24 protein-coding genes and 1 tRNA gene are annotated in these 22,406 nt (G+C 60.8%); 22 read left to right on the top strand and 3 right to left on the bottom strand.

Annotation, left to right across the window (positions count from 1 at the left end; translation table 11 throughout):
* The first annotated feature begins 47 nt into the window (after positions 1-47).
* The 19 genes from KF733_06120 to KF733_06030 all read left to right on the top strand — a co-directional run bounded on the left by KF733_06120 (position 48) and on the right by KF733_06030 (position 15,140).
* On the top strand, positions 48-473 hold the full coding sequence (locus KF733_06120) for a hypothetical protein (GenBank protein ID QYK57056.1): 426 nt from the start codon (positions 48-50) through the stop codon (positions 471-473).
* Between the two features lie 70 nt (positions 474-543).
* Positions 544-1,422: a prepilin-type N-terminal cleavage/methylation domain-containing protein gene (locus KF733_06115; protein ID QYK57055.1), complete on the top strand. Its 879-nt coding sequence runs from the start codon at positions 544-546 to the stop codon at positions 1,420-1,422.
* The gene (locus KF733_06110; GenBank protein ID QYK57054.1) at positions 1,419-1,631 is read left to right on the top strand and encodes a hypothetical protein; all 213 of its coding nucleotides are present in this window, start codon (positions 1,419-1,421) and stop codon (positions 1,629-1,631) included. The genes KF733_06115 and KF733_06110 overlap by 4 nt, the downstream gene beginning before the upstream one ends.
* A 103-nt stretch (positions 1,632-1,734) precedes the next feature.
* Positions 1,735-2,037 (top strand): hypothetical protein, encoded by a 303-nt coding sequence (locus KF733_06105; protein ID QYK57053.1) that lies wholly within the window; start codon positions 1,735-1,737, stop codon positions 2,035-2,037.
* Positions 2,027-2,467 carry a hypothetical protein gene (locus KF733_06100; GenBank protein QYK57052.1) on the top strand — a complete coding sequence of 147 codons (441 nt, stop codon included), beginning with the start codon at positions 2,027-2,029 and terminating at the stop codon, positions 2,465-2,467. The genes KF733_06105 and KF733_06100 overlap by 11 nt, the downstream gene beginning before the upstream one ends.
* Before the next feature lie 9 nt (positions 2,468-2,476).
* Positions 2,477-2,656 (top strand): hypothetical protein, encoded by a 180-nt coding sequence (locus KF733_06095; GenBank protein ID QYK57051.1) that lies wholly within the window; start codon positions 2,477-2,479, stop codon positions 2,654-2,656.
* Between the two features lie 83 nt (positions 2,657-2,739).
* On the top strand, positions 2,740-3,285 hold the full coding sequence (locus KF733_06090) for a hypothetical protein (protein QYK57050.1): 546 nt from the start codon (positions 2,740-2,742) through the stop codon (positions 3,283-3,285).
* A gap of 115 nt (positions 3,286-3,400) precedes the next feature.
* A complete protein-coding gene (locus KF733_06085) occupies positions 3,401-4,348 on the top strand; it encodes a hypothetical protein (protein ID QYK57049.1) in 948 nt (315 codons plus the stop codon).
* Positions 4,335-5,318 carry a hypothetical protein gene (locus KF733_06080; GenBank protein ID QYK57048.1) on the top strand — a complete coding sequence of 328 codons (984 nt, stop codon included), beginning with the start codon at positions 4,335-4,337 and terminating at the stop codon, positions 5,316-5,318. The genes KF733_06085 and KF733_06080 overlap by 14 nt, the downstream gene beginning before the upstream one ends.
* Positions 5,319-5,379: 61 nt before the next feature.
* A complete protein-coding gene (gene nuoD / locus KF733_06075) occupies positions 5,380-6,597 on the top strand; it encodes an NADH dehydrogenase (quinone) subunit D (protein QYK57047.1) in 1,218 nt (405 codons plus the stop codon).
* Positions 6,598-6,759: 162 nt separating this feature from the next.
* Positions 6,760-7,722, top strand: a complete 963-nt coding sequence (locus tag KF733_06070; protein ID QYK57046.1) for a type II secretion system protein — start codon at positions 6,760-6,762, stop codon at positions 7,720-7,722.
* Between the two features lie 344 nt (positions 7,723-8,066).
* Positions 8,067-8,708, top strand: coding sequence for an NAD(P)H-dependent oxidoreductase subunit E (locus tag KF733_06065; protein QYK57045.1), 642 nt, complete (start codon positions 8,067-8,069; stop codon positions 8,706-8,708).
* Between the two features lie 121 nt (positions 8,709-8,829).
* Entirely contained in the window at positions 8,830-9,807 is a 978-nt protein-coding gene (locus KF733_06060) for a prepilin-type N-terminal cleavage/methylation domain-containing protein (GenBank protein ID QYK57044.1), read from the top strand.
* A 190-nt stretch (positions 9,808-9,997) separates the two neighbouring features.
* Positions 9,998-10,975, top strand: coding sequence for a prepilin-type N-terminal cleavage/methylation domain-containing protein (locus KF733_06055; GenBank protein QYK57043.1), 978 nt, complete (start codon positions 9,998-10,000; stop codon positions 10,973-10,975).
* Positions 10,976-11,178: 203 nt separating this feature from the next.
* Entirely contained in the window at positions 11,179-12,156 is a 978-nt protein-coding gene (locus KF733_06050; protein ID QYK57042.1) for a prepilin-type N-terminal cleavage/methylation domain-containing protein, read from the top strand.
* Positions 12,157-12,384: 228 nt separating this feature from the next.
* A complete protein-coding gene (locus KF733_06045; protein ID QYK57041.1) occupies positions 12,385-13,359 on the top strand; it encodes a prepilin-type N-terminal cleavage/methylation domain-containing protein in 975 nt (324 codons plus the stop codon).
* Between the two features lie 33 nt (positions 13,360-13,392).
* Complete coding sequence (locus KF733_06040) at positions 13,393-13,572, top strand: hypothetical protein (protein QYK57040.1); 180 nt, start codon at positions 13,393-13,395, stop codon at positions 13,570-13,572.
* 111 nt (positions 13,573-13,683) lie between these two features.
* Positions 13,684-15,012, top strand: a complete 1,329-nt coding sequence (nuoF, locus tag KF733_06035; GenBank protein ID QYK57039.1) for an NADH-quinone oxidoreductase subunit NuoF — start codon at positions 13,684-13,686, stop codon at positions 15,010-15,012.
* 52 nt (positions 15,013-15,064) lie between these two features.
* Positions 15,065-15,140: transfer RNA gene (locus tag KF733_06030), tRNA-Arg, on the top strand.
* 6 nt (positions 15,141-15,146) lie between these two features.
* Here the strand turns inward: KF733_06030 and KF733_06025 are convergent.
* Positions 15,147-15,773 (bottom strand): hypothetical protein, encoded by a 627-nt coding sequence (locus KF733_06025; GenBank protein ID QYK57038.1) that lies wholly within the window; start codon positions 15,771-15,773, stop codon positions 15,147-15,149.
* 178 nt (positions 15,774-15,951) lie between these two features.
* On the opposite strand from KF733_06025, the gene KF733_06020 reads away from it, so the two are divergent.
* Positions 15,952-17,301, top strand: a complete 1,350-nt coding sequence (locus KF733_06020; protein QYK57037.1) for an AAA family ATPase — start codon at positions 15,952-15,954, stop codon at positions 17,299-17,301.
* 50 nt (positions 17,302-17,351) lie between these two features.
* Positions 17,352-18,545 carry an ABC transporter permease gene (locus KF733_06015; GenBank protein QYK57036.1) on the top strand — a complete coding sequence of 398 codons (1,194 nt, stop codon included), beginning with the start codon at positions 17,352-17,354 and terminating at the stop codon, positions 18,543-18,545.
* A gap of 2 nt (positions 18,546-18,547) precedes the next feature.
* Here KF733_06015 and KF733_06010 read toward each other — a convergent pair whose 3' ends face one another.
* Complete coding sequence (locus KF733_06010) at positions 18,548-18,871, bottom strand: prepilin-type N-terminal cleavage/methylation domain-containing protein (protein ID QYK57035.1); 324 nt, start codon at positions 18,869-18,871, stop codon at positions 18,548-18,550.
* A gap of 213 nt (positions 18,872-19,084) precedes the next feature.
* Here KF733_06010 and KF733_06005 point away from each other — a divergent pair, with 213 nt between their 5' ends.
* Entirely contained in the window at positions 19,085-20,506 is a 1,422-nt protein-coding gene (locus tag KF733_06005; GenBank protein ID QYK57034.1) for a hypothetical protein, read from the top strand.
* 32 nt (positions 20,507-20,538) lie between these two features.
* Here KF733_06005 and thrS read toward each other — a convergent pair whose 3' ends face one another.
* Positions 20,539-22,362: a threonine--tRNA ligase gene (thrS, locus tag KF733_06000; GenBank protein ID QYK57033.1), complete on the bottom strand. Its 1,824-nt coding sequence runs from the start codon at positions 22,360-22,362 to the stop codon at positions 20,539-20,541.
* Positions 22,363-22,406: the final 44 nt, after the last annotated feature.

The following is a 22,406-nucleotide window of genomic DNA, read 5'->3' as shown; positions in this document are numbered from 1 at the left end:
CAGCCCAAGTGTTACTTCGCAAGTAATTATAACATATTTCCGTGCGAATGAACGCATTTGATTTAATCCTGACCTCGGCCCTCGGATTGGTTTTTGGCACACCAACTTTTGCTGTGATGGTTGCCAAAGATTCCGCGGAACGCGCCGAAGCACTGCGAGTTTCTGCCGCACGATCGGCCTTAAGCAATCCGGTTTGTTCCACTCCGACCGGAACCGCATGTCCTCAAACATTCGAACCGTGCCTCGACTGGCTCAACAAGGAGTATCTTTGGATTGGAGCTTGTGAACCAGCTGACGTAATTTACGGATCTAACTGTGCGGGTATCGGTAACGGCGCACTCAGGCATTGTTGCTGGTACCGGCAGGTTCAAGTCCTTTGCTACGATACCGATCCCGAGTTCGGAGAAACATTCAACGTTTCAGAGAACTGTGGTTGCTCCAACGAGGATTGCCCAGCAAATCCGGCCAAATGATGTCCGAGGTGGGTCAAGTAAGTCGGGTAAGCTAAAAGCAGGTGGTTTTTTTCCACCAGCGGGGATAGCCTTGCGAAATCATGCCTTTACCCTAATTGAACTGCTCGTCGTAATCGCGATAATCGCGATCCTCGCCGCCATCCTCTTCCCGGTCTTCGCCTCGGCGAAGGAAGCGGCCAAGAAGACGACCGACGTCAGCAACGTCAAGCAGATGACCCTGGCCTTCCAGATGTACCTGCCGGACAACGACGACTTCTATCCCAACGCGCACCCCGGCAATAGGGGAACGAGCCTCTTCGTGACCCCGGCGGACCGGATTGACTACGGCCCCCCCACGAACGACCTCATGCGGGCGCAGTGGGCGAACTCCGTGCAGATATACGCGAAGAACTGGAACATTTATCGCGGGCCCACGGCGACCAACCCGTGGACTCCCAACCCGGGCAACCCTGGGCCCGACTTCCCGAACCCCACCGGTTTCAGCATGCAGTACCAGATGAACAGCTACTTGAGCACCTGGCCTGCGACAAACATGGACAGCCCTGCGGACGTCATGGTCGTGTGGCCGGGTATCGGCAAGGCGCACGTGCCGGGCTGGTCGTTCGCCTACCCGCTTATTCGGCTAAAAGGCGGGCGTTGGCTCTCCGGTCGGGGCGTGCAACCCTTCCCCTACGTCTTCCAGCGCGATGGCGCGGACTGCGTCGACGTTTACGGAGTCTTCGGCGGACTTTGGGACATCTCTGACCAGCGTATGTTCTCGAACGGGATGAACTTCGGCCACGCCGACGGGCACGTCAAATGGGTGCGCAACGGCGACCCTTGGAGCCCAAACGCGCAGATCGACCCGAAGACGGGGCAGCCGCGCTACTACTGGGTCTACACCAAGGACTGCAACCAGGGATGCTGCTATTCCTACGCCCACAGCCCGTTCCGGAAGAGGGGCGAATGACGGTGCGCCCGACCCTTTTCGCGCTCGTGCTCCTTTTCGCGGTTTGCGGCTGTGGCGATAGTGGCGCCGAGGAGCTTTCAAGCCAGAACACGCCCGCCCCGGAAGGTCAGTCGGCCCATGGAGTGGGCGGGGAGAAGCCCGAGACCTCCGTCTCCCCGAGCCAACCCGCCAGCGGCCCAGCGCCGACTGTGGCCACGGAAGACCAGTAACCCGGAAAGGGCACGTAATTTTGCGTGACCCACCGGCAATGTTACAAAGTTATCGCAAGAATTCCGCGTAAAAATCCACCTTGAAACACGACTATCCGGGGCGGTGAGTAGTGTCGGGCTAGGGCATCTGGCCCGCTTCTCGCTTGGCTTTGGCGTGCCGGAGCACGGCTTCTGGCAATGGAACTTCTGGCAATACCTGCCCCACGACTGGCCGGTCGGTGAGGGCGGGGACGAGCACTACATTTACCGCTCGCAGTCTTCGCCCGTCGCCTGGGGCAACGCCATCATGCCTTACACGAAGAGCGTCGAGATCTTCGCTGGCCCCGGCCTGCCGACCGTCAAGTACGGCGTCTCGAACGCACTTCCCGGCCCCAAAGAAGAAGGGCAAGACGAACATGACCTATAACGGCCTCCTCGCCAGCTACTCTGCGACGAGCGTGGCCAGTCCGGGCCGCCTCCCGCTCGTTTGGGTCGGCCAGGGCAAGGCCAACATTGATGGCGGAATGCTGACGAACCCCGCGCTCCGCTGCCCGCAACGGAACACCGCCTGCCAGTACATCCCGTACCAAACCGGCTGCTCCTCCGCGCGCAACGGCGAACAAAGCGCGATGTTCGTCCTTTCCGGCCCTGTCTGGGTGTATGGCAAGGGCGCGAACTTCGCCTTCGTGGATGGCCACGCGAGGTTCACGAACCTCGGCATGACGCTCTCCCCCAACAACACGGACTGGCGAGTCGACCCGTACACGGGCTACGACAAGAGCGGCTACCCCGGGTTCTATTGGTGGGACGGTTGCCACGCCTGGCTCTTCCGCCCGGACTATGACTCCGGTCAGTAAATAGCAGGGATGAAGAAACTCGCGATACTGGCATCCCTTGTCGGCCTCGGCCTCCTTTCTGGGTGCGGCGATTCCGGTGACGGGACCGCGCAACCCCCGGGTGAGGAGGCCCAAGCCGGGGCGAAGGTTCCGCCCGGTGCCCCCGGCGAGGGCAGCGGCACCTCCGCCACGACCGAAACGCCACAGTGAGGCGACTTGCCTCCCAAGGCGTTGCGCTGGCCACCCTTATTTGGGTGGCTGGCGCCTGTCAGCCTGCGCCGGAAGATGCGGTCATGCCCGCGCGGCCAAAGCCCGCCGCCCTCCGGCTGGTGAACGTCTCGAACGAAGAGGCGGTCTGGTCGATCGACGGCCGGAAGCAGCCGACGACCGCCGCGCCAGCGACAGCGACACCTTTCGTCCTCGCAGGCTCTCCCAAAGAAGTCATTGTGAGTACCCGGTCGGGCGACTTCCCGACGACCGTCGAGGTCGCCCCGGGGGGCGCCCTTTCGATCGCCTTCACGGGCGAGACGGCCGAAGCCATCCCGGAGGTGCGGGACGCGCCGAGCGGCAAGGCCCTGGTGACCGTGATCGCCGTGCCTTCGACTGCCTTGCGGGCGACACTTGACGGGAAAGACGTCGGGCTGGGCAAACCGCTTGAGACCGAGCCGGGCAAGCACAAGGTCCAGCTTCCCGGTGCACCTTCCTCGACCCTGGAGTTCGGCCTCGCAGACCGCGAATCGGCGACCGTCTTCGTCTCTGGCAAAGCGACCGCGCTAAAGCTCCTTCTCACGCGGAACAGCCCCGTCCGCCAGCCGGTGACGGGCAGCGACTTCCAGTAAGCTGACGTGCGAACTTTTGCCGGTTACTGGCGCGTCCCGTGGAGGGGCGCATTCAGAAGTGCGCCTTGAGGATCTCTCTCATGACTCATAAAACATATCAGCCGGGTGCGGCCGCATGAGCCCGCGTCTGAGCTACGCCGAAGTGTTTTTCGGCGCAGCTTTCGCCGTTGCCGTCGTCGCTGTTCTCGCCCCTGTCGCGGGCAAATGGCTCCGTCCTACGCAGAACTACGACGGCTTCCGCGCGGTCGCCGCCGCGACGCTCCAATACGCAACGGACAACGACGAAGTGTTGCCTTTAGCGATGAGCTATGACACCGTCCAGAAACGCTGGCGCTACAACCAGTTCACGGCGGTGCCGTCTGGTTCCGTGGCCGCTGGCGGGCGGAACCAATTCCCCAGGAAAGTCGAAGAGTCGAGCGTCGTGTACAACTCGATACGGCCCTACCTTAACGAATGGAGTTCTCTTGGAACACCAGGCTTGCCAATCGTCGAGAACCTGACTTCAGTGGCTTCCCCGTTGATCAACTTGAACTACAACGGACTGCTTCACGCCTGGCCCGTGCCGCAGATGTACGACGAGAAAATCGTCCCGCTCTACCATCAGGCATATCGGCAGAACACGAGAGCGTTAGGAATCTCGGTGCCAAACCTTTATTGCGCTGCTATCAACGCTCCGCTTTGCCGCTTCCACCCTCGAGCCCTTCCCGGAAAACCGACTGTCGCACAAGGTAACTTCGGTTACTATTGGGTTCCATCCGCAAGACCCGAGAACTTCACAGTTTGGGTCGTCGACCGTTCCTTGGCTTTTCTTCAGTCAGACGGATCCCTGCGAGTCCGCACCATCGAGTTGCCCACCTGGCCCCAATACGCTGAGAATGTCCAGGATTCTCCTTGGAGCTCGTTCGATCCCACAGGGATCCCGGGAACCCCCTTCTGGATGACAGACTGTGGGGAGCCCTATTTGCCTAAGGCCCGCGGCATCTCCATCTTCTACGCCGGATTTTTCCGGCCAGATAATGAGGGAACCTATAGCTCGCTAGAGTGCGACTTTGGAGGAGGCTAAGAAAGTGGCGATGCTAAACTTCACAAGCAAAGATTTCGCAGTTTGCGCATTAACCTTGATCGTTGTTGGGGCCACCGTGGTACCTGTACTAAGAGCAGGGGAGCAACCGACCCAGCGAGTGTCCCGTCTTCAAAGATTGGCCAATTCCGCGATGCTCTATGCGAACGACAATGACCGCGTGCTTCCACTTGGGGTGGTAAAGAACACGCTGACCGACCGTTGGCGCGTCGGTTCCTTCGCCGCGATTCCAGCGGGATGGACCACTTCGGCCAATAGGCACGTAAATCCAAGACTCTCGGAGGAGAAGTCTTTCGCCTGGAACGCGCTCATTCCCTATCATAACGATCCCCATATCCTTGCTGAACACCACGTGGCAATTCATGATTTGGATCAAGCCCCGTTCCAAGATAGAAAGCCTTCCCTTGTCAACGTTAACTACAACGGTCTGTTGCACGCCTATCCGGTAGACGCCATCGCAAAACCCGAGCGGCTGACGTTCGCAACTCAAAACTACTGGGAGAATTCTTTGGGCTTCTCGATTGCTCTTCCCGTCCTTTGTTGTGATTACAGCGGCAGCCCGTGCCGCTTTAATCCTACAGGTTATCCTCAGGCGGGACAGACAAGCTGTGGAACCAATGCCGGTAGTGGCGACGTTTGGTACTTCCAGGTTGGTGGAGAAAACTTTACAGTTTGGGTCTACCGCGGTAGGAAGATGGCGTTCGTCTCCGTAGACGGAAGCGTCGAACTGAAAGTTGGCGAGATCCCAGTCTGGCCCCAGTACCGTGAAAACGTGAACGAGTATCCGTGGAGCAGCATAGAGCTGGTTGGAAGGCGGGCCTCTCCGTATTGGATGACCAACTGCGTCGCCCCCGGGAAGCAGAAAGCGACCATGCCGTTCTACGCTGGCTTCTACAGACCCGACAACGAGTTCACGTACTCTTCGCTCGAATGCGACTTCGGCGGAGGATAGTCTAGGTTGCCCGCCGTCCCCTCCTGAGAAGGGACGGCGGGTACCCTCGTAGAGTAACGATATGGGCGCCTCTCCCTTCATGCCGACGACTGAGACGATCTTCGAGAAGATCGGCGAGAACACGACTGTCGTCAACATGGGGCCGCAGCACCCCAGCACCCACGGCGTCCTGCGTGTCATCTGCGAGCTCGAAGGGGAGACGATCGTCCAAGCCAAGTGCGTGATCGGCTACCTGCACACGGGGATGGAGAAGGAGGCGGAGAGCCAGACCTACCTCAAGTGCACGGTCATGACCGACCGTATCGACTACCTGAACGCGAACGGCAACAACCTAGCCCACGCGCTCGCGATCGAGAAACTGCTGGGAATCGAAGTTCCCCGGCGCGGCCAATACCTGCGCGTCATTCTCGCGGAGTTGAGCCGCATCGCCAGCCACTGCGTTTGGCTCGGCACCCACGCGCTGGACCTCGGCGCGATGACTCCCTTCTTCTACATCATGCAGCAACGCGAGTACATCCTCGATATGTTCGAGATGTTCAGCGGCGTGCGCATGATGCCTTCTTGGATCGTTCCCGGTGGCCTGCGCGGCGACATGCCCGAAGGCTTCGAGGTGAAGCTGCGCAAGTTCCTCCTCGAGTTCCCGAACGAGCTCGGCGTCGTCGAAAGCCTGCTCGTGGAGAATCCGATCTGGATCGAGCGGACCCAACAGGTCGGAGTCTTGACCGGCAAAGAGGCGCTGGAGCTTGGCTGCAGCGGGCCGATCGCCCGCGCCAGCGGGGTCGAGTGGGACTTGCGCAAGAGCAACCCCTACAGCGGTTACCAGGAGTTCGACTTTGCGATCGCCGTCGGCGAGACGGGCGACGTCTACGACCGCTTCCTCGTCCGCATCGCGGAGATGAAGGAGTCGGCCAAGATCATCCGCCAAGCCATCGACGGGCTTCCGGAAGGGCCCTGGAGCTCCAGCGACCGGAAGGTCGTGCCGCCTGCCCGGGCCGAACTGGACAGTTCCATGGAGGCCGTCATCCACCACTTCAAGCTGTGGACCGAGGGCTTTTACCCACCGGTCGGCGAAGCCTACGCGGGGATCGAAGGCTCTAAGGGCGAGCTTGGCTTCTACATCGTCAGCGACGGCACCAACCGGCCCTATCGGTGGCACGAGCGCCCTTCGTCCTTCATGAACCTCAAGTCTCTTGAAGTGCTGGCGAAGGGGCGGTTGATCGCAGACGTCATCGCGATCATCGGTTCGATCGACATCGTACTCGGCGAGATCGACCGATAGCGGATTCAAGGGGTCGTGACTCGTGATGCGGCGGGCGGTCGCGGCTTGTCAGTAAATCGCATGACTTGAAGGCGCCGACTTCGCGGACCATACTGATCTTGGAGCTTTAACGTTCCAGGACATCATATGCATAGATTCCATATTTGAAACGGCGCCTTCACTTTGGTGGAGCTGCTGGTCGTGGTGGCTATCGTGGCCATCCTGAGTGCGACCCTCTTGCCGGTCTTCGCGAGCGCGAAAGAATCGGCGAACCAGACGCAATCGGTCAGCAACCTCAAGCAGGTCGGGACGGCCTGCCGCATTTACGTCGACGATTACGACGGCATTTTGCCGCTCGCGATTACGTTCAACAGCGCGGCGCGAAGCTGGCGCCTGGGAACTTACACGTCGGTCCCAAGCGGCTGGACTTCGGTTGGCAACAGGGATGTCGAGCCGCGCAAGTCCGAGGAAGCCTCCTTTGTGCTGAACGCCCTGCGCCCCTACGTGAAGGACACGTCGCTCTATACCAACCGGAGCGTCCCGACCCGAGACTTGAAGGTCGCTAAGTCGAAACGGGCCGACCTGGATCCGGTCCCCGTGAACGTCAGTATGAACGGCCAGTTGCACGCATTCCCCGAGGGCGGCGTCGCACAACCGTCGCGCCTCCCCCTCTTCACCCAGGCATACCGGGAAAACCAGCTAGGATTCATGCTCTCCTACCCGCAACTCTGTTGTTCAGGCATCGGCAATACATGCCAATTCAACCCACAAGGAATGCCTGGAGAAGCTCGTCTTTGTAGCTACACGACCGGTTATGGCTATGTCTGGTTCATGCAGACGAGCGAAGAGAACTTCACGGTGTACGTCCAACGGAAGGCGATGCTGACTGTGGCCGTGGACACGTCGGTCCACGCCATTCGCCACCGAGCCCCGTTGTGGCCCAAGTACGCGGAAAATGCGAACACGTCTCCTTGGAGCTCGGACGATCCATACCCTACTCTCCCCGCAGGGACGCCTTACTGGATGACGGACTGCAAAGCGCCGGGACAGCCCAAGTCCAACAACGCCCCGTTCTACGCCGGCTATTTTCGGCCCGACAACGAGTTCGCGTTCTCTTCGCTGGAGTGCGATTTCGGGGGCGGATAGCTTGAGCTAAGACACTCGGTTACGGTTCAATCGGAGACGGTGGACCGTAGACCGTGGATCGTCAGTGCTTGCGCAGATCTGGCGTCTGGCCGCGCTTCAGGGCGCGATATTTGCGTTTGACCCGCTTCGCACTGAAGATGAGCTTCTTGCGGCGGATAAGCTTCGGGCCGGACTTCCTGGGCATGATCCGCTATTGTGGCATGGGGACGGCTGTTGTCAGGGTCGTTTGGGGGTGGTCGGGTTGGTTTGGGGTTGTTCGGATTAGCTTGAGTCGGGAGCCGTTTTCAAGGGGCTTGCCGTCAAACCCGAACGACCCCAAACCGCCCGTGCCACAATTCCTCTCAGTGAGCGAGCTCATCCAGATCGGCGCTACCCGCCCCAAGGCGCCCCGACCAGAAGACCTGACCCTGAAATGGAGCGAGAAGGCCGTTCGGGAGTTGGAAGGTTTGAAGGGGCACTATCCGGACCTCAAGAGCTGCATCCTGCCCGCGCTCTGGATCAGCCAGCGGGAATACGGCGGCCACTTGCCGCCGGAAGCCATCGCCGAAGTCGCGGTGCGGCTCGAGCGCAGCTATGCCGAGATCGAAGGGGTCGCGACCTTCTATTCCATGTACAACACGGCCCACAGACCGGGCCTGCACATGATCGAGGTCTGCACGTGCCTGAGCTGCCACATGTGCGGCGCCTACCGCTTGGCGGACATGCTCGAAGAGATCCTAGGCGTCCCGATGGGCGGCACGACGCCGGACGGCGCGATCACCCTCCATGAGGTCGAATGCCTGGACGCCTGCGATCGCGCGCCGGTCGTCCAAGTCGGCGACGCGTACTTGGATCCCGGGGCGACCATGCAAGACGCGGACGGCGAGGCGAAGATGCGCGCTTGGGCCGAGCAGTTGGTCGAGAGCCTGAGGGCAAACCCGGATTCCACGGTCGTGCAACTCGCTGACTCGATTGTGCAAGCACAGCTCCGCGCATCCGACATTTGACCTAAGAGCTCCTCATAAAAACACTGGGTCTTTCAACGAAATAGTTCTTTTATTGCGTCTACTCCCTGCATCCTTTCCGGGCCGCGGCGCATTTGCACGTAGCTCTTAAAGGAGTTTCGCTATGAGACGCAGTGCATTTACCCTCATTGAACTTCTAGTCGTAATCGCAATCATCGCGATCCTGGCGGCCATCCTCTTCCCGGTCTTCGCACAGGCGAAGGAGGCCGCGAAGAAGACGCAGACCCTGTCCCAGTTCAAACAGCTGGGCACCGCCGCCAACATCTACATCACCGACTCGGACGACGTCTTCCCGCTGGCCATGGGCTACAACCAGCTCACAAACGCCTGGCGGGTGGACGCCTTCACCGGGGTTCCGGTGGGTTGGACGAGCTCCGGGTTGCGGCACCAAGAGCCTCGCCGCAGCGAAGAGGCCGCGGTGGTCTACAACTCTCTGCAGCCCTATATGAGGAACTACGGCATCTGGCAAGGCTCTGGCCTCCCGGTCCGCGACCTTCAGGGCGTGCAGGTGGCCGGTGGCCCCCAGCCCGCGATCATGAACGCCGCCTACAACGGGATCTTGCACGGGTGGTCGGCGACTTCGGTCGCGCAGCCATCGAAGCTGCCGCTCTTCGTGCAAGCGTATAAGGAGAACCAGAAGGGTTTCATGATCTCCCTGCCGCAGCTCTGCTGCAGCAACCCCGGGACGTCGTGCCAGTTCAGTCCGAGCGGTCCCCCGCAGGCTGGCGGAAGTTGCGCCTACTATCCTGGCGTGGACATCGGCTATGTCTGGTTCCAGCAGACCGACCCGGCCAACCAAACCGTGTGGGTCTACGGCCGCGGTATGGCCTTCATCAGTTCGGACACCAGCGCGCGCTTCCTCCAGTTGAACGCGCCGAAGTGGCCCCAATACGCCGAGAACGTCAACAACAGCCCGTGGAGCAGCTTTGATCCGGATGGTCCTGACGGCGCCCCCTATTGGGTGAGCGACTGTGTCGCACCAGGCGGCACAAAGGGCAACGGCACCTGGTACCCCGGCTTCTTCCGACCTGACAGCGAGTTCAGTTACTCGTCTCAGGAGTGCGACTTCGGCGGCGGCTAGACCAGCCCTTTTACAGGCCCTCAATTTGCCCCGCGCCATCTTGGCGCGGGGCAATGCGTTTATTTACAGGAACAAATACTGGACACCTCGAGAAAAGCCTGCTTTCTTTGAAACGCTCGTGTCTCCGGTGGACTATGATAGAGCCAAGGTCGGAGCTCTCTCGAGTATTCTGATCTGGAGGTTATTCCCCTTGAAACGAAATGCTTTCACCCTCATTGAACTACTCGTTGTAATCGCAATCATCGCGATCCTGGCGGCCATCCTCTTCCCGGTCTTCGCCCAGGCGAAGGAAGCAGCGAAGAAGACGCAGACCCTGTCCCAGTTCAAACAGCTGGGCACGGCCGCCAACATCTACATCACCGACTCGGACGACGTCTTCCCGCTGGCCATGGGCTTCGCCACCAACCTGAACACTTGGCGGTCGAACGCTTTCACCAGCGTCCCGAGCGGCTGGACTTCGAGCGGCCTCCGCAACGTGGAGCCGCGCAAGTCCGAGGAAATGGCCACGGTCTACAACTCGATGCAGCCGTACATGAAGAACTACGGCATCTGGCAGGGCGCGGGCCTTCCGAACCGCGACCTCCAGGGCGTCCAGGTCGCGGGCGGCCCTCAGGCGGCGTTCATGAACGCGGCCTTTAACGGGATCCTCCACGGTTGGTCCGCCACCGCCGTCGCCCAGCCTTCGAAGCTCCCCCTCTTCACCGAGGCTTATAAGGAGAACCAGAAGGGCTTCATGATCTCCCTGCCGCAGCTTTGCTGCACCAACCAGGGCGTCGCCTGCCAGTTCAACGCGAGCGGCCCGCCCCAGGGGAGCGGCTCCTGCTCCTACTATCCCGGCGTGAACATCGGCTACGTCTGGTTCCTCCAGACGAGCGCCGAGGCCCAGACCGTTTGGGTCTACGGCCGCGGCATGGCCTTCATCAGCTCGGACACCAGCGCGCGCTTCATCCAGATGAACGCGCCCAAGTGGCCCCAGTACGCTGAGAACGTCAACACCAGCGCCTGGAGCTCCTTCGACCCGGCAGGCCCTCCTGGCAGCCCGTACTGGATGAGCGACTGCGTCGCGCCGGGCGGCACCAAGGGTTCCGCCACTTGGTACCCCGGGTTCTACCGCCCGGACAGTGAGTTCAACTACACTGCCCAGCAGTGCGACTTCGGCGGAGGCTAGTCCTTCCTGAAACCGTCGCACGGGAACCCCGCGCCGTCATCTCGGCGCGGGGTTCTCATTTTAGTGGATTCGCTCTCGTAAATATACTTGATGTTGGACAATAGCGGCACTAATTGCGAACTTTCGGTTGAACCTGGATTATCATGGCCAAACAGGTCGGAAGTCCTTATCTCGTTAGGCTTTCGATCTGGAGGTTAAATATCGTGAAACGTAACGCGTTCACTCTCATTGAACTGCTCGTCGTAATCGCAATCATCGCGATCCTGGCGGCCATCCTCTTCCCGGTCTTCGCCCAGGCGAAGGAAGCCGCGAAGAAGACGCAGACCCTGTCCCAGTTCAAGCAGCTGGGCACCGCCGCCAACATCTACATCACCGACTCGGACGACGTCTTCCCGCTCGGCATCGGCTTTAACCAGGCCACCGGCGGCTGGCGCCTGGGCACCTTCACCAGCGTCCCGGCCGGCTGGACGTCCAGCGGGCTCCGCAACGTCGAGCCCCGCCTTTCAGAAGAGCGGGCCACCGTCTACAACTCGATGCAGCCGTATATGAAGAACTACGGCATCTGGCAGGGCGCGGGCCTCCCGAACCGCGACCTCCAGGGCGTCCCCGTCGCGGGCGGCCCCCAGCCGGCCTTCATGAACGCGGCCTTCAACGGCCTTCTTCACGCCTGGTCCGCCACCGCCGTCGCCCAGCCTTCCAAGCTCCCCCTCTTCACCGAGGCTTACAAGGAGAACGAGAAGGGCTTCATGATCTCCTTGCCGCAGCTCTGCTGCTCGGGCACGGGCACGGCCTGCCAGTTCAACGCGGGCGGGAACCCCGGCCCCGCGAACTGCCAGTACTACGGCGCGGGTTACGGCTACGTCTGGTTCCTCCAGACCGAGGCCGCAAACTTCACGGTCTGGGTCTATGGCCGCGGCATGGCCTTCATCAGCTCGGACACCAGCGCGCGCTTCATCCAGATGAACGCGCCGAAGTGGCCCCAGTACGCTGAGAACGTCAACAACAGCGCCTGGAGCTCCTTCGACCCAGCCGGCCCCGCTGGCAGCCCGTACTGGATGACCGACTGCGGCGCTCCCGGCGTCGCCAAGAACCCGCCGACCAACATGTACTATGCGGGCTTCTACCGCCCGGACAGCGAGTTCAACTACACGTCTCGCGAGTGCGACTTCGGCGGCGGCTAGTCCGTCCCTCTGACCAGTTGCTGGGCGGATTTCCGCCCAGCAACCTTACTAGGCACTTTGCGCTAGTCCCATCAAGGGCGGAGGGGCGCATGCAGGTGTAATTACTGGGATTTTCGATATTCGGGCACTTTTGCGCGAACATCTCTAACCGATCCAGCCATCATAACGGATTAGGCAATTAGGTCCAGAGCGCACAGCCGAAGACCCACCTGCCGGAGGTCACTCATCGTGAAACGTAATGCGTTCACTCTCATTGAACTGCTCGTCGTAATCGCAATCATCGCGATCCTGGCGGCCATCCTCTTCCCGGTCTTCGCCCAGGCGAAGGAAGCCGCGAAGAAGACGCAGACCCTGTCCCAGTTCAAGCAGCTGGGCACGGCCGCCAACATCTACATCACCGACTCGGATGACACGTTCCCGCTGGCCATGGGCTATGCGACCAACCTGAACGGCTGGCGCGCCAATGCCTTCACCAGCGTCCCGAGCGGTTGGACCACCACTGGCCTTCGCGACGTCGAGCCGCGCAAGTCCGAGGAAATGGCCACGGTCTACAACTCGATGCAGCCGTATATGAAGAACTACGGCATCTGGCAGGGCGCGGGCCTTCCGAACCGCGACCTCGGTGGTGTTCAGAAAGCGGGCGGCCCCGGCCCGGCCTTCATGAACGCGGCCTTCAACGGCATGCTGCATGCCTGGTCCGCCACCGCCGTCAACCAGCCTTCCAAGCTCCCCCTCTTCACCGAGGCTTATAAGGAGAACGAGAAGGGCTTCATGATCTCGATGCCGCAGCTCTGCTGTGGAACGACGGGTACGGCCTGCCAGTTCCGTTCTGGCGCGAACCCGGGTTCGGCTAACTGCCAATACGGCGCGGGTTACGGCTACGTCTGGTTCCTCCAGACCGACGCCGCAAACTTCACGGTCTGGGTCTATGGCCGCGGCATGGCCTTCATCAGCTCGGACACCAGCGCGCGCTTCATCCAGATGAACGCGCCGAAGTGGCCCCAGTACGCTGAGAACGTCAACACCAGCGCCTGGAGCTCCTTCGACCCAGCCGGCCCCGCTGGCAGCCCGTACTGGATGACCGACTGCGTCGAGCCTGGTGGTACCAAGGCTCCGGGTACCAACGTCTACTATCCTGGCTTCTACCGCCCGGACAGTGAGTTCAACTACTCTGCCCAGCAGTGCGACTTCGGTGGTGGCTAGTCCATACCGGGGAACACGAGGTAAAAAGCGACTATGCTCAAGAAGCATCACGTGCTCGTCATCCTGGGCTTAGCCCTTGCCGCATTCTTCGTCGTCGGCTGCGCCTCGGAAGAGCCCGCGCCGGTTGGTGGGGATGTTAAGACCGCGACGGAAGGCGCGGGCGAAGGCAAGGCGGCCGGCGCGGCAAACATGCCGAAAGCCACCATCGACTAACATCGACCGATAATCGGAAATGCAGACCGGCCCGGAACCTAGTTCTCGGGCCGGTCTTCTCTTTACCGCGCCGACCATTCCAGCCTCCACGATGTAGAATGGACAAAGTCCATGGCTGAAAAGAAGCTGCTGCTGGAACACGCTCACGACCCCGCCTACCGGACCCTCGACGGCTACCGGGCAAAGGGCGGCTACAAGGCCCTCGAAAAGGCGGTCGGCATGGAACGGCAGGCCGTCATCGATGAGATGAAGGCCAGCGGCCTGCGCGGGAGGGGCGGCGCCGGCTTCCCCACCTGGATCAAGTGGAACGGCATCGAAAAGGTAAAGACCGCGCCCCACTACATCGTCTGCAACGCGGACGAGGGCGAGCCCGGCACCTTTAAGGACAAACAGCTCATGGAGCAGACCCCCTTCCTCGTGATCGAAGGGATGACGATCGCGGGCTGGGCCACCCAGGGCGACCACGGCTACATCTACATCCGCGCCGAGTTCGTCGACGCGGCCAAGGCCCTTCGCAAGGCGCTGGACGAAGCCTATGCCGCCGGGCTGCTGGGGAAGAACATTCTCGGCAGCGGCTGGGACTTCGAGCTGGACATCCACCTGGGCGCCGGGAGCTATGAATGCGGCGAGGAGAGCGCCCTTATGAGCAGCCTGATGGGTGAGCGCGGCATGCCCCGGCTCAAGTTCCCCCACGCTCCCCTGCCCACTGTCGCCGGCCTTTGGGACCGACCGACGATCATTAACAACGTCGAGACCTACGCCTGTGCGCCGTTCATCATCGATCGGGGCGGCGAATGGTACGCCACGCTGGGAGCCGGCACGAAGAACTCGCGCGGAACAAAGATCTTCTCGGTGAGCGGCCACGTGAACAGGCCCGGAAACTACGAGGTTGAATTCGGCACGACCCTCGGTGAACTGCTCGAACTGGCGGGCGGCATGAAGGGCGGGGCCCTCAAGGCATGCGTCCCGGGCGGCAGCAGCGTCCCGATCCTGAACGCTGAGAAGACCCTGACCGCGCCGATCGCCTACGAGGAGATGTGGGAGGTCGGCTCGATGGTCGGTTCCGGCGGGTGCATGTTCCTCAACGAGCACACCGACATCGTCGAGTTCACTTGGCGCACCGCCCGCTTCTATGCGGAGGAGTCCTGCGGCAAGTGCACGCCCTGCCGGGAGGGGACGAAGTGGATGCTGCAGATCCTTGAGCGGATCGTCCGCGGCCATGGCCAACCGGGCGATATGGACCTGTTGATGGACATCACGAAGCAGATCGACGGGAGGTCGTTCTGTGGCCTTGGCGATGCCGCCGCCTGGCCCGTTGCGGCCGCGCTGAAGGTCTTCCCCGAGGAGTTCGAGTACTACATCAAGAACGGCCGCTCGATGGTCGACACGGCCCCCGCGCGGGCTCTTTCGCCCCGATGGGCCCGCCCCGTCAGTGTCTGACCCTCGGGACAAGGAGCCCCGCCCAATGGCGGGGTACTATGCCCTTCTAAGCCCGGACGTAGCTCAGTGGATAGAGCGCCTCCCTCCGGAGGAGGAAGTCGGGGGTTCGAGTCCCTTCGTCCGGGCCAAACCTTCTAGCGGTCCAGCGCCCTCAATGCCGCTTCGAACGCCAGCGCGATGCGCACGTAACCGTCCCGGTTCGGGTGGTAATTGTCCGCCAAGTGGCGGTTCGGGTCGATCGGCGAATAGCAGTTTGCGAAACTGATCTGATAGCCCTGCACCCGGCGTCGCACGACGACGGTCCGCACGACTTCCCAAGCCATGCGCTCATAGGCTTGCCGTTTCGTGACCGATTGGCGGGACTTCGGGATGCAGGCCAGGGCCACTTTCACGTTCCGGTTCACGGAAAAGATCCGGTCAAGCAGTCTCTCGTAAAGGCCGGTCAAGGTCTGGCGGTCCATGAAAGGATTGTCGTTGGTGCCCGCCATCACCAGCACGTGGGTCGGCTGGTATCTGCGCATCCATGTCACGACGTTGCCCGCACCGAGGTCCGACGGGTTGCCATCGGCCAGGTCGGAAATCGTCCAGCCGCCATGTCCCTCATGCTGGGGGTACGCCATCCCGGCCGAATTTTCGTTCACGTCGCCAAGAAAATCGAAGGGACGGTCGGCCCGGCCCAGCCGCTGCTGCAGGATCGTTCGATAACCGCCCGGAGAACCCGCGCCCGCCGTGATCGAATCTCCCACCGCGAGGATCCGCATCGGCACCCTCGTCTCGCGCCGGCCATGGTTCGGAGGAGCCTGTGCCGTAGCGACCGCGGCCGAAAAGCCAAGGAGTGAAGCTAAAAGAAGTGCCCGCATCGTGCCACCCGAGAATCTTTCTTCCGCATCTCTGCCGGTGGTTCATTGGTAGATGGACCAGGGTGTAACCTAGGCGGAGATGCCCCAGCCCAACCCTTGGCAGATGCAACCCACCGTTCCCACTGCCGCTCCTTTAGCCAGCCGGGTCGAACTCACCGCGGAACAGAACGAAGCCCTCAAGGTGGTGGAGTTCGGCGCGGCCCTGGGCTGCCTGACGTTGGTCACGGGCAAGGCGGGCACCGGAAAATCCACCGTGCTGCGGCGGTTCATCGAAGCGACGGAGCAGAAATGCGTGGTCTTGGCCCCGACCGGCCTCGCCGCGATCCAAGTCGGCGGCCAGACGATCCACAGCTTCTTCAACTTTCCCCTAGGCCCCCTCACCAACAGCCCCGATCTCGTCCCGACCTTTCGAAAGGGCGGCGCGAAGCGGCGGCTGATCGAGCGGCTCGAGGTGGTGGTGATCGACGAGACGTCGATGGTGCGGGCGGACGTCTTTGACGCTATCGACTTCTCGCTGCGCCAGAACCGCGACAGCGACTTGCCCTTCGGTGGCGTCCGCGTCGTGGGCTTTGGCGACCTCTGGCAGTTGGAGCCTGTGGTCACGGGCGGTGCCGATGCCGAGATGATCGGGGACCGGTACGCCTCCGCCTTCTTCTTCGACGCCCGGGTCGTCGTGGAAGCAGGCCTGGACGTGGTCCATCTCACGGAGGTCCATCGCCAGGCCGATCCCGACTTCATCTTCGCCCTTAACCGGCTTCGCCGCGGCGACTGCTCCGAGCTCAACCTCTTCAACCAGCGGGTTGGCGTCACATTAGAAGACCGCGACACCGTCACCCTCACGGCCACGAACGGACGGGCCGATTCCATCAACCAGCGCCGGCTCAGCCAGCTTGCGGGGCCGACCCGGTTCTATGCGGGTTCGACGGAGGGCGACTTCGTGCGAGAGTTCCCCGCCGATCCTCGCCTCGGGTTGCGCCTTGGCGCCCAGGTCATGTTCGTAAAAAATGGGAGGCAATGGGTGAACGGCACGATCGGCCAAGTCACCGCTCTCGGCGACGACGAGATCGAAGTGACCGTCAACGGTAACGAACGATTAACGGTGACTCGCGAGAAGTGGGAAAAAGTCCGCTATGCCTGGGACGGCGCTTCTAGCCGAATTGGTAAAGAAATCGTGGGCGAATATGTACAATTCCCGCTTCGACTGGCTTGGGCCGTCACTATCCACAAGGCTCAGGGCCTCACCTTTGATCGGGTGGTCGTCGATCTCGACCGCCCCGCCTTTGCCCACGGGCAGGTCTATGTGGCGCTCTCCCGGTGCCGGTCCCTGGACGGGCTCGCCCTGGCCCGGCCAATTAAGCCCACCGACCTTGTGGTGAACGATCGGGTCTGGGAGTTCGAGCGCATGGCCGGGATCTCCGAAAGCGACTAGGGGACTATGACAAGGGAGACGAAAGGCCACCGGCCGCGTTGAAGACTCTGGTGGCAAACGTAAAGGCGGCTCTCGACAGTCTCAGGGAGAGCTGGCAAAGGACATTCTTGAGTGCGCTCGGCGTTATGGTAGGTGCCATCGCCATCATTTTGCTCGTAAGCATCGGCCTTGGCGTGCAAAAGGATGTCGGCTCTCAAGTCGAAGACCTTGGCGTGAATATTGTCATCGTCCTGCCGGGCAGGGTTCAGCTTTCAGGCGGCTTTAATCCGAACTTGGGTGGTCAAAGTTGGTTTGAAGAATCGGACGCTGATCTCATTCGTTCCGTCAATGGGGTTGAGACAGTCGCAAGTCTAACCTTTGCGGGCGGCGGACTACGTTACGCCAAAGAAGAAGCCTATCCCTTTATCGTCGCGGCTTCGCCGGAGTGGTTCCAGATGCATCCGGTCGAGCTCAACGCGGGCCGTCTGTTCTCTGCCTCGGACAAGGAGGCGCCTGTCGTTGTCTTGGGCGGCATCGCGAAGAAGCAAATCTTCGGAGACGAAGATGCGATTGGCAAGGTCGTTTCCATCAATAAGCACGACTACAAGGTCATCGGGGTCACGGAAGACGCTAAGAAGCAACAGAGCCTCTTTGCTACCCAAAGTTTGGAGAACGTCGCTTACATCCCCTTTTCCAGTCTTAAAAAAGTCTCGCCGACGGCGCAAATCGACCGTTTCATGGTGAAGACGCGCCCAGACGTCGAGCCAAAGTCCTTGGTGTCCCGGTTGGATCAAGCTCTAGGAAAGCGACTTGACCGATCCCAGTTCAGCGTTCTTACACAGGAAGATCTTCTCGGACTGATTTACCAAGTCATCGGCATACTCTCGACCCTTGTCGTCGGCCTTACGAGCATCGCCCTGTTCGTCGGCGGCGTCGGCATCATGACGGTGATGCTTATGGCTGTGAACGAGCGACAGAAGGAGATCGGGGTGAGGAAGGCGACCGGAGCCCGGCGAGGCGATATCTTCACGCAGTTTTTAACCGAAAGCGTGCTCATCGGCGTCTTGGGAGTGACCTTGGGATTGGCCGTAAGCCTCGTGGTTTGCTGGCTTTTAACCTCTAACACAAGGATCAAACCCCTTGTGACTCCAGAGACAGTTCTGCTTGCGTTTGCGACGGGCGTCGGCGTTGGCGGGGTTTTCGGGCTCTTACCGGCTATGAAGGCGGCACGACAGGATCCTGTCGTATCCCTGCGTAATGAGTAGCTCTACTGATGCGGGTGGTCGCTACATGTGCAATGGGTCGCGTTATCCCCAATATCGTAAGTCCCACCAGTCGGACACACCGGCTGCTTTTTTAAGTACTTGGGAACCAAGTCGTCGAAGGTCGGCACCTCACTGCTCCCCTTGCCTTCTTCCATGACCCACAGCTGCTTAGCCTGATCGATCCTCGTTTGGTTGGCATAGCACGAATTCGTCCAAGTGCGCTTCCGGACACCGATCCAGTGCGGCACGGCGATCCCAGCCAAGATGCTGATGATCACCACGACTATCATTATTTCTACTAGGGTGAAACCGCGAGACGCTTTCATCGCCAGAACTGATCCTCAACGTTCAAGTTCCACATCAGCTGCCTCCATTGTAACTAGCATTAGTACGTGCTCGCACCGCGAGAAGTGTAGTGGACCGCTGGTCCCAGAAGGGTTCTACTAGCGAGTTTGCCAGTCCCAGAAAGGGCGGTTTGTTAACACAGGGATAACCTTAAGGGTCTAAAAGGATGCCAGCCGAAGATGGCTGAGACTTCCATGAAAAAGACTCTTCTCGCACTGAGCGCAGCAATTTCCAGTTTGGCGTTCGCAGGTTTTACGCCGGGCAACCTCGTTGTTCGAATCGTTGGCGACGGCGTCAACACGACTGAGCCGCAGGGCACCTTCCTCCAGGAGTACACCACGGCCGGCGCACCGGTCGGCAGCGAGGTCAATCTCGCCACCGGCGGCCGCTTCTGCAGCGTGACTTACGGTGAGACCAGCGAGGGCAGCCTCGAGCTTTCGGACGACAACAAGTTCATGGTGTTCGCGGGTTATGACATCGCCCCGCGCGACCCGGGCTTCAATACCCTCGGCACCCCCCGTGTCATCGGCCGGTACGACCTCACCACCAACGCGATCAGCTACTCCGTGACGTTCGTTCCCGCTGCCGGAGACGGCATGCGCGGCCTCTGGTCGCCGGACGGCAACCGCTATGTGGTCACCGGCGGCGACGCTGGCCTGCTCGACGGCACCTTCGCTTCCGCGCCCGCGCAGGTCCTTCCGAACCTTACGAGTTCCCGCAACGTCCACATGGTCGACGGCATCCTCTGGTTCAACGGCTCTGACGCTTACTTCGGCGGCAACGGCTTCGCCTCCTGGGACGGCACGAACCAGGTCGAACTGTTCGAGACCCCGAACGGTGCGAGCAGCCGCAACTGGTTCGCCAAGGACAAGAACACCGTCTACCTTTGCACCTCGACCGGTAGCCAGGGCCTGATGAAGATCGTCCGCAACGAGCTCACCAACACCTGGAGCCTTGCCTATCAGCTGGGCGGAACCGGCGTGAACAGCATCGCCCGCGTCGGCGACGACATCTACGTCACCAGCAGCAACGGCGCCCAGATCCTCAAGACGAAGGACAACGGCACCGGCTTCGATCCCTTCACCACCGTCGCCACCGCGTCCGCCAACCGCCGCTTCCGCGGCCTCACGACTGTCCCTGGCCCGACGGGCTTCGAGACCATCACGCCGAGCGGCTTCCGCGTCGCCCTTGGCCGCCTCGACTCGGGCAACCTAGCCAGCCTTCAGCAGGACGACAACAACTTCCTGCGCGTCTGCAAGTTCATCGTCCCGAACCAGGTGACCCCGCCGGTCAATGTCGAGGTCGAGGGTACGACCACGGTCGCCAACCCGTCCAGCTTCGAGTGCAAGTGGATCGGCAAAATGGTCAACACGGGTTCGTTCCAGCTCATCCTTGAGCTCCGCGACTTCGCCAATAACGCTTGGGTGAATAACACCACCTACAGCGTCAACACGACGAAGGCCACCCGCAGCGTCGTCGGCACCGCGGCGTTCACCCGCTACATCGGCGCGAGCGGCCTCGTCCGCATGCGCTACCAAGTTCGGCAGACCGGCCCGGCCGGCGTCTCGCTCTGGTGCGTGGACGCCGACCAGGTTAGCTGGACCATCGGCCGCTAACCACCCTGTAAACGGCTGGCGGCTTTGAGCCGCTAGCCGTTTACTTTTTGCAGGAAGGCTTCGAGCGTCATTCCACCCAAGTCCCCTTCCTCTCGCGAACGGACGCTGACCGTCCCCGCTTCAATGTCCTTATCGCCTAAGACCAGCATATAAGGCACCTTCTGCCGCTGGTTTTCACGAATCTTTTTCCCCAAGGTTTCTCTGCGCTCGTCGGCCTCTGCGCGCACTTTCTGTTCACGCAGTTTTGCGACGACTTCATTGGCAGCCTCGTTGTGTCGGTCCGCTATCGGAAGCACCATGACTTGTACCGGCGCCATCCAGTAAGGGAACGCTCCTGCGTACTGCTCAGTAAGCAGGCCGATCATTCTTTCCAGGGAGCCGAAGGGCGCCCGGTGGATCATGATCGGACGGTGGGGTTTGCTGTCCTCACCGATGTACTCCAGGTCAAACCTTTCGGGGAGGTTGTAGTCCACCTGGACTGTGCCCATCTGCCATTCTCGTCCCAGAGCGTCCTTAATGATAAGGTCGAGCTTGGGACCGTAGAAAGCGGCGTCACCAACCGAGACCTCATACTCCAGGCCCAACTCGTCGCAAGCTTGGACGATCGCGGACTCCGAGAGCTTCCAGTTCTCGTCGTGTCCCACGTACTTGTCGCTTTCCGTGTCGCGAGTGCCAACCCTTACGCGGTAGTCTTTAAGCCCAAGTTTGTCCAGGACGACAAGCATAAGGTCCACGACCCCCTTGAACTCTTCAAGCAGCTGGTCCGGGCGTACGAAGAGGTGCGCATCGTCCTGCGTAAAGCCACGGACACGCAACATCCCGGCGAGCTCGCCGCTCTGCTCGTACCGATAGACCGTGCCAAATTCAGCGTAGCGAATCGGCAAGTCTCGATAGCTGTGAAGCGCCGAGGCATAGATCTCGATGTGGAACGGGCAGTTCATGGGCTTGAGGACAAATGTTTCCTTCTCCTCGTCCTCCATGAACGGGAACATCTTGTCGCGATAAGTTTGGATATGCCCGCTCTTTTCATAGAGCTTTATCGACGCCAAGTTCGGCGTGACGACGGGCTTGTACCCCCTCTTCAACTGCTCTTCCTTCAAGAAATCGGTGAGCACTTCGCGTAGCGTCGCCCCTTTAGGAAGCCACAGCGCGAGCCCCTGTCCGACGACCGGAGAGAACATGAAGAGGCCGAGTTCCCGGCCCAAGACGCGATGGTCCCGCTTCTTCGCCTCCTCAAGTTGATAGAGGTATGCCTCAAGATCCTCGGCCGTTTCAAAGGCCGTTCCGTACAACCTCGTTAGCATTTTGTTGTGCACATCGCCACGCCAGTAAGCGCCGGCGATGCTCATCAACTTGAAGTGCTTGATCTCCCCCGTGTTCTCGACGTGAGGGCCTCGGCAGAGGTCGATAAAGAGGTGGCTTTGTCCATCTTTACCGGTCGCCTTTTGCTCATAGAAGCTGACTTCTTCACCTTCTGGGATTGCGTCAAGGAGCTGAAGCTTGTAGAGGGCGGTCTCTTCACCTTGGCCCAGGGTCGTTTCTTCCAGGATGATGCGACGCGCATCGTCCCGAGAAGCGGCGAGCCGTTTGACGATGGGTTGGCGCAACTTCGCGAGCTCGCGCATACGACCCTCGATCCGCTCAAGCTCCTCTTCTTTGATCGGGGCGGGAAACTCGATGTCGTAGTAGAAGCCGTTTTCGATGGGTGGGCCGATAGAGAGCTTGGCCCCCGGATAGAGCTCGGTCACCGCTTGCGCCATGAGGTGCGCGGCGCTATGTCGAAGTTTGTAAAGCTGACTTTGTTCGTAGCTCATGAAAGTCCCCCCGCAGACAATGCGGAAAAGTTGTGAACCCATAGGATACCAAGCACCTAAGTAGCGCCGGGTACGACGGCTTAGGG

The organism is Fimbriimonadaceae bacterium (assembly GCA_019454125.1).
GTDB lineage: Bacteria > Armatimonadota > Fimbriimonadia > Fimbriimonadales > Fimbriimonadaceae > JALHNM01.
The sequence above is the reverse complement of the archived record's forward strand: the minus strand, read 5'-3'. Positions and strand labels throughout refer to the sequence as shown.

Excerpts from the sequence above, each read along its gene's own strand:
- KF733_06120 (QYK57056.1), top strand. The coding sequence starts at position 48 with ATGAACGCATTTGATTTAATCCTGACCTCGGCCCTCGGATTGGTTTTT.
- KF733_06110 (QYK57054.1), top strand. The coding sequence starts at position 1,419 with ATGACGGTGCGCCCGACCCTTTTCGCGCTCGTGCTCCTTTTCGCGGTT.
- KF733_06100 (QYK57052.1), top strand. The coding sequence starts at position 2,027 with ATGACCTATAACGGCCTCCTCGCCAGCTACTCTGCGACGAGCGTGGCC.
- KF733_06095 (QYK57051.1), top strand. The coding sequence starts at position 2,477 with ATGAAGAAACTCGCGATACTGGCATCCCTTGTCGGCCTCGGCCTCCTT.
- KF733_06090 (QYK57050.1), top strand. The coding sequence starts at position 2,740 with ATGCCCGCGCGGCCAAAGCCCGCCGCCCTCCGGCTGGTGAACGTCTCG.
- KF733_06085 (QYK57049.1), top strand. The coding sequence starts at position 3,401 with ATGAGCCCGCGTCTGAGCTACGCCGAAGTGTTTTTCGGCGCAGCTTTC.
- nuoD (QYK57047.1), top strand. The coding sequence starts at position 5,380 with ATGGGCGCCTCTCCCTTCATGCCGACGACTGAGACGATCTTCGAGAAG.
- KF733_06060 (QYK57044.1), top strand. The coding sequence starts at position 8,830 with ATGAGACGCAGTGCATTTACCCTCATTGAACTTCTAGTCGTAATCGCA.
- KF733_06040 (QYK57040.1), top strand. The coding sequence starts at position 13,393 with ATGCTCAAGAAGCATCACGTGCTCGTCATCCTGGGCTTAGCCCTTGCC.
- nuoF (QYK57039.1), top strand. The coding sequence starts at position 13,684 with ATGGCTGAAAAGAAGCTGCTGCTGGAACACGCTCACGACCCCGCCTAC.
- KF733_06025 (QYK57038.1), bottom strand. The coding sequence starts at position 15,773 with ATGCGGATCCTCGCGGTGGGAGATTCGATCACGGCGGGCGCGGGTTCT.
- KF733_06020 (QYK57037.1), top strand. The coding sequence starts at position 15,952 with ATGCCCCAGCCCAACCCTTGGCAGATGCAACCCACCGTTCCCACTGCC.
- KF733_06010 (QYK57035.1), bottom strand. The coding sequence starts at position 18,871 with ATGAAAGCGTCTCGCGGTTTCACCCTAGTAGAAATAATGATAGTCGTG.
- KF733_06005 (QYK57034.1), top strand. The coding sequence starts at position 19,085 with ATGAAAAAGACTCTTCTCGCACTGAGCGCAGCAATTTCCAGTTTGGCG.
- thrS (QYK57033.1), bottom strand. The coding sequence starts at position 22,362 with ATGGGTTCACAACTTTTCCGCATTGTCTGCGGGGGGACTTTCATGAGC.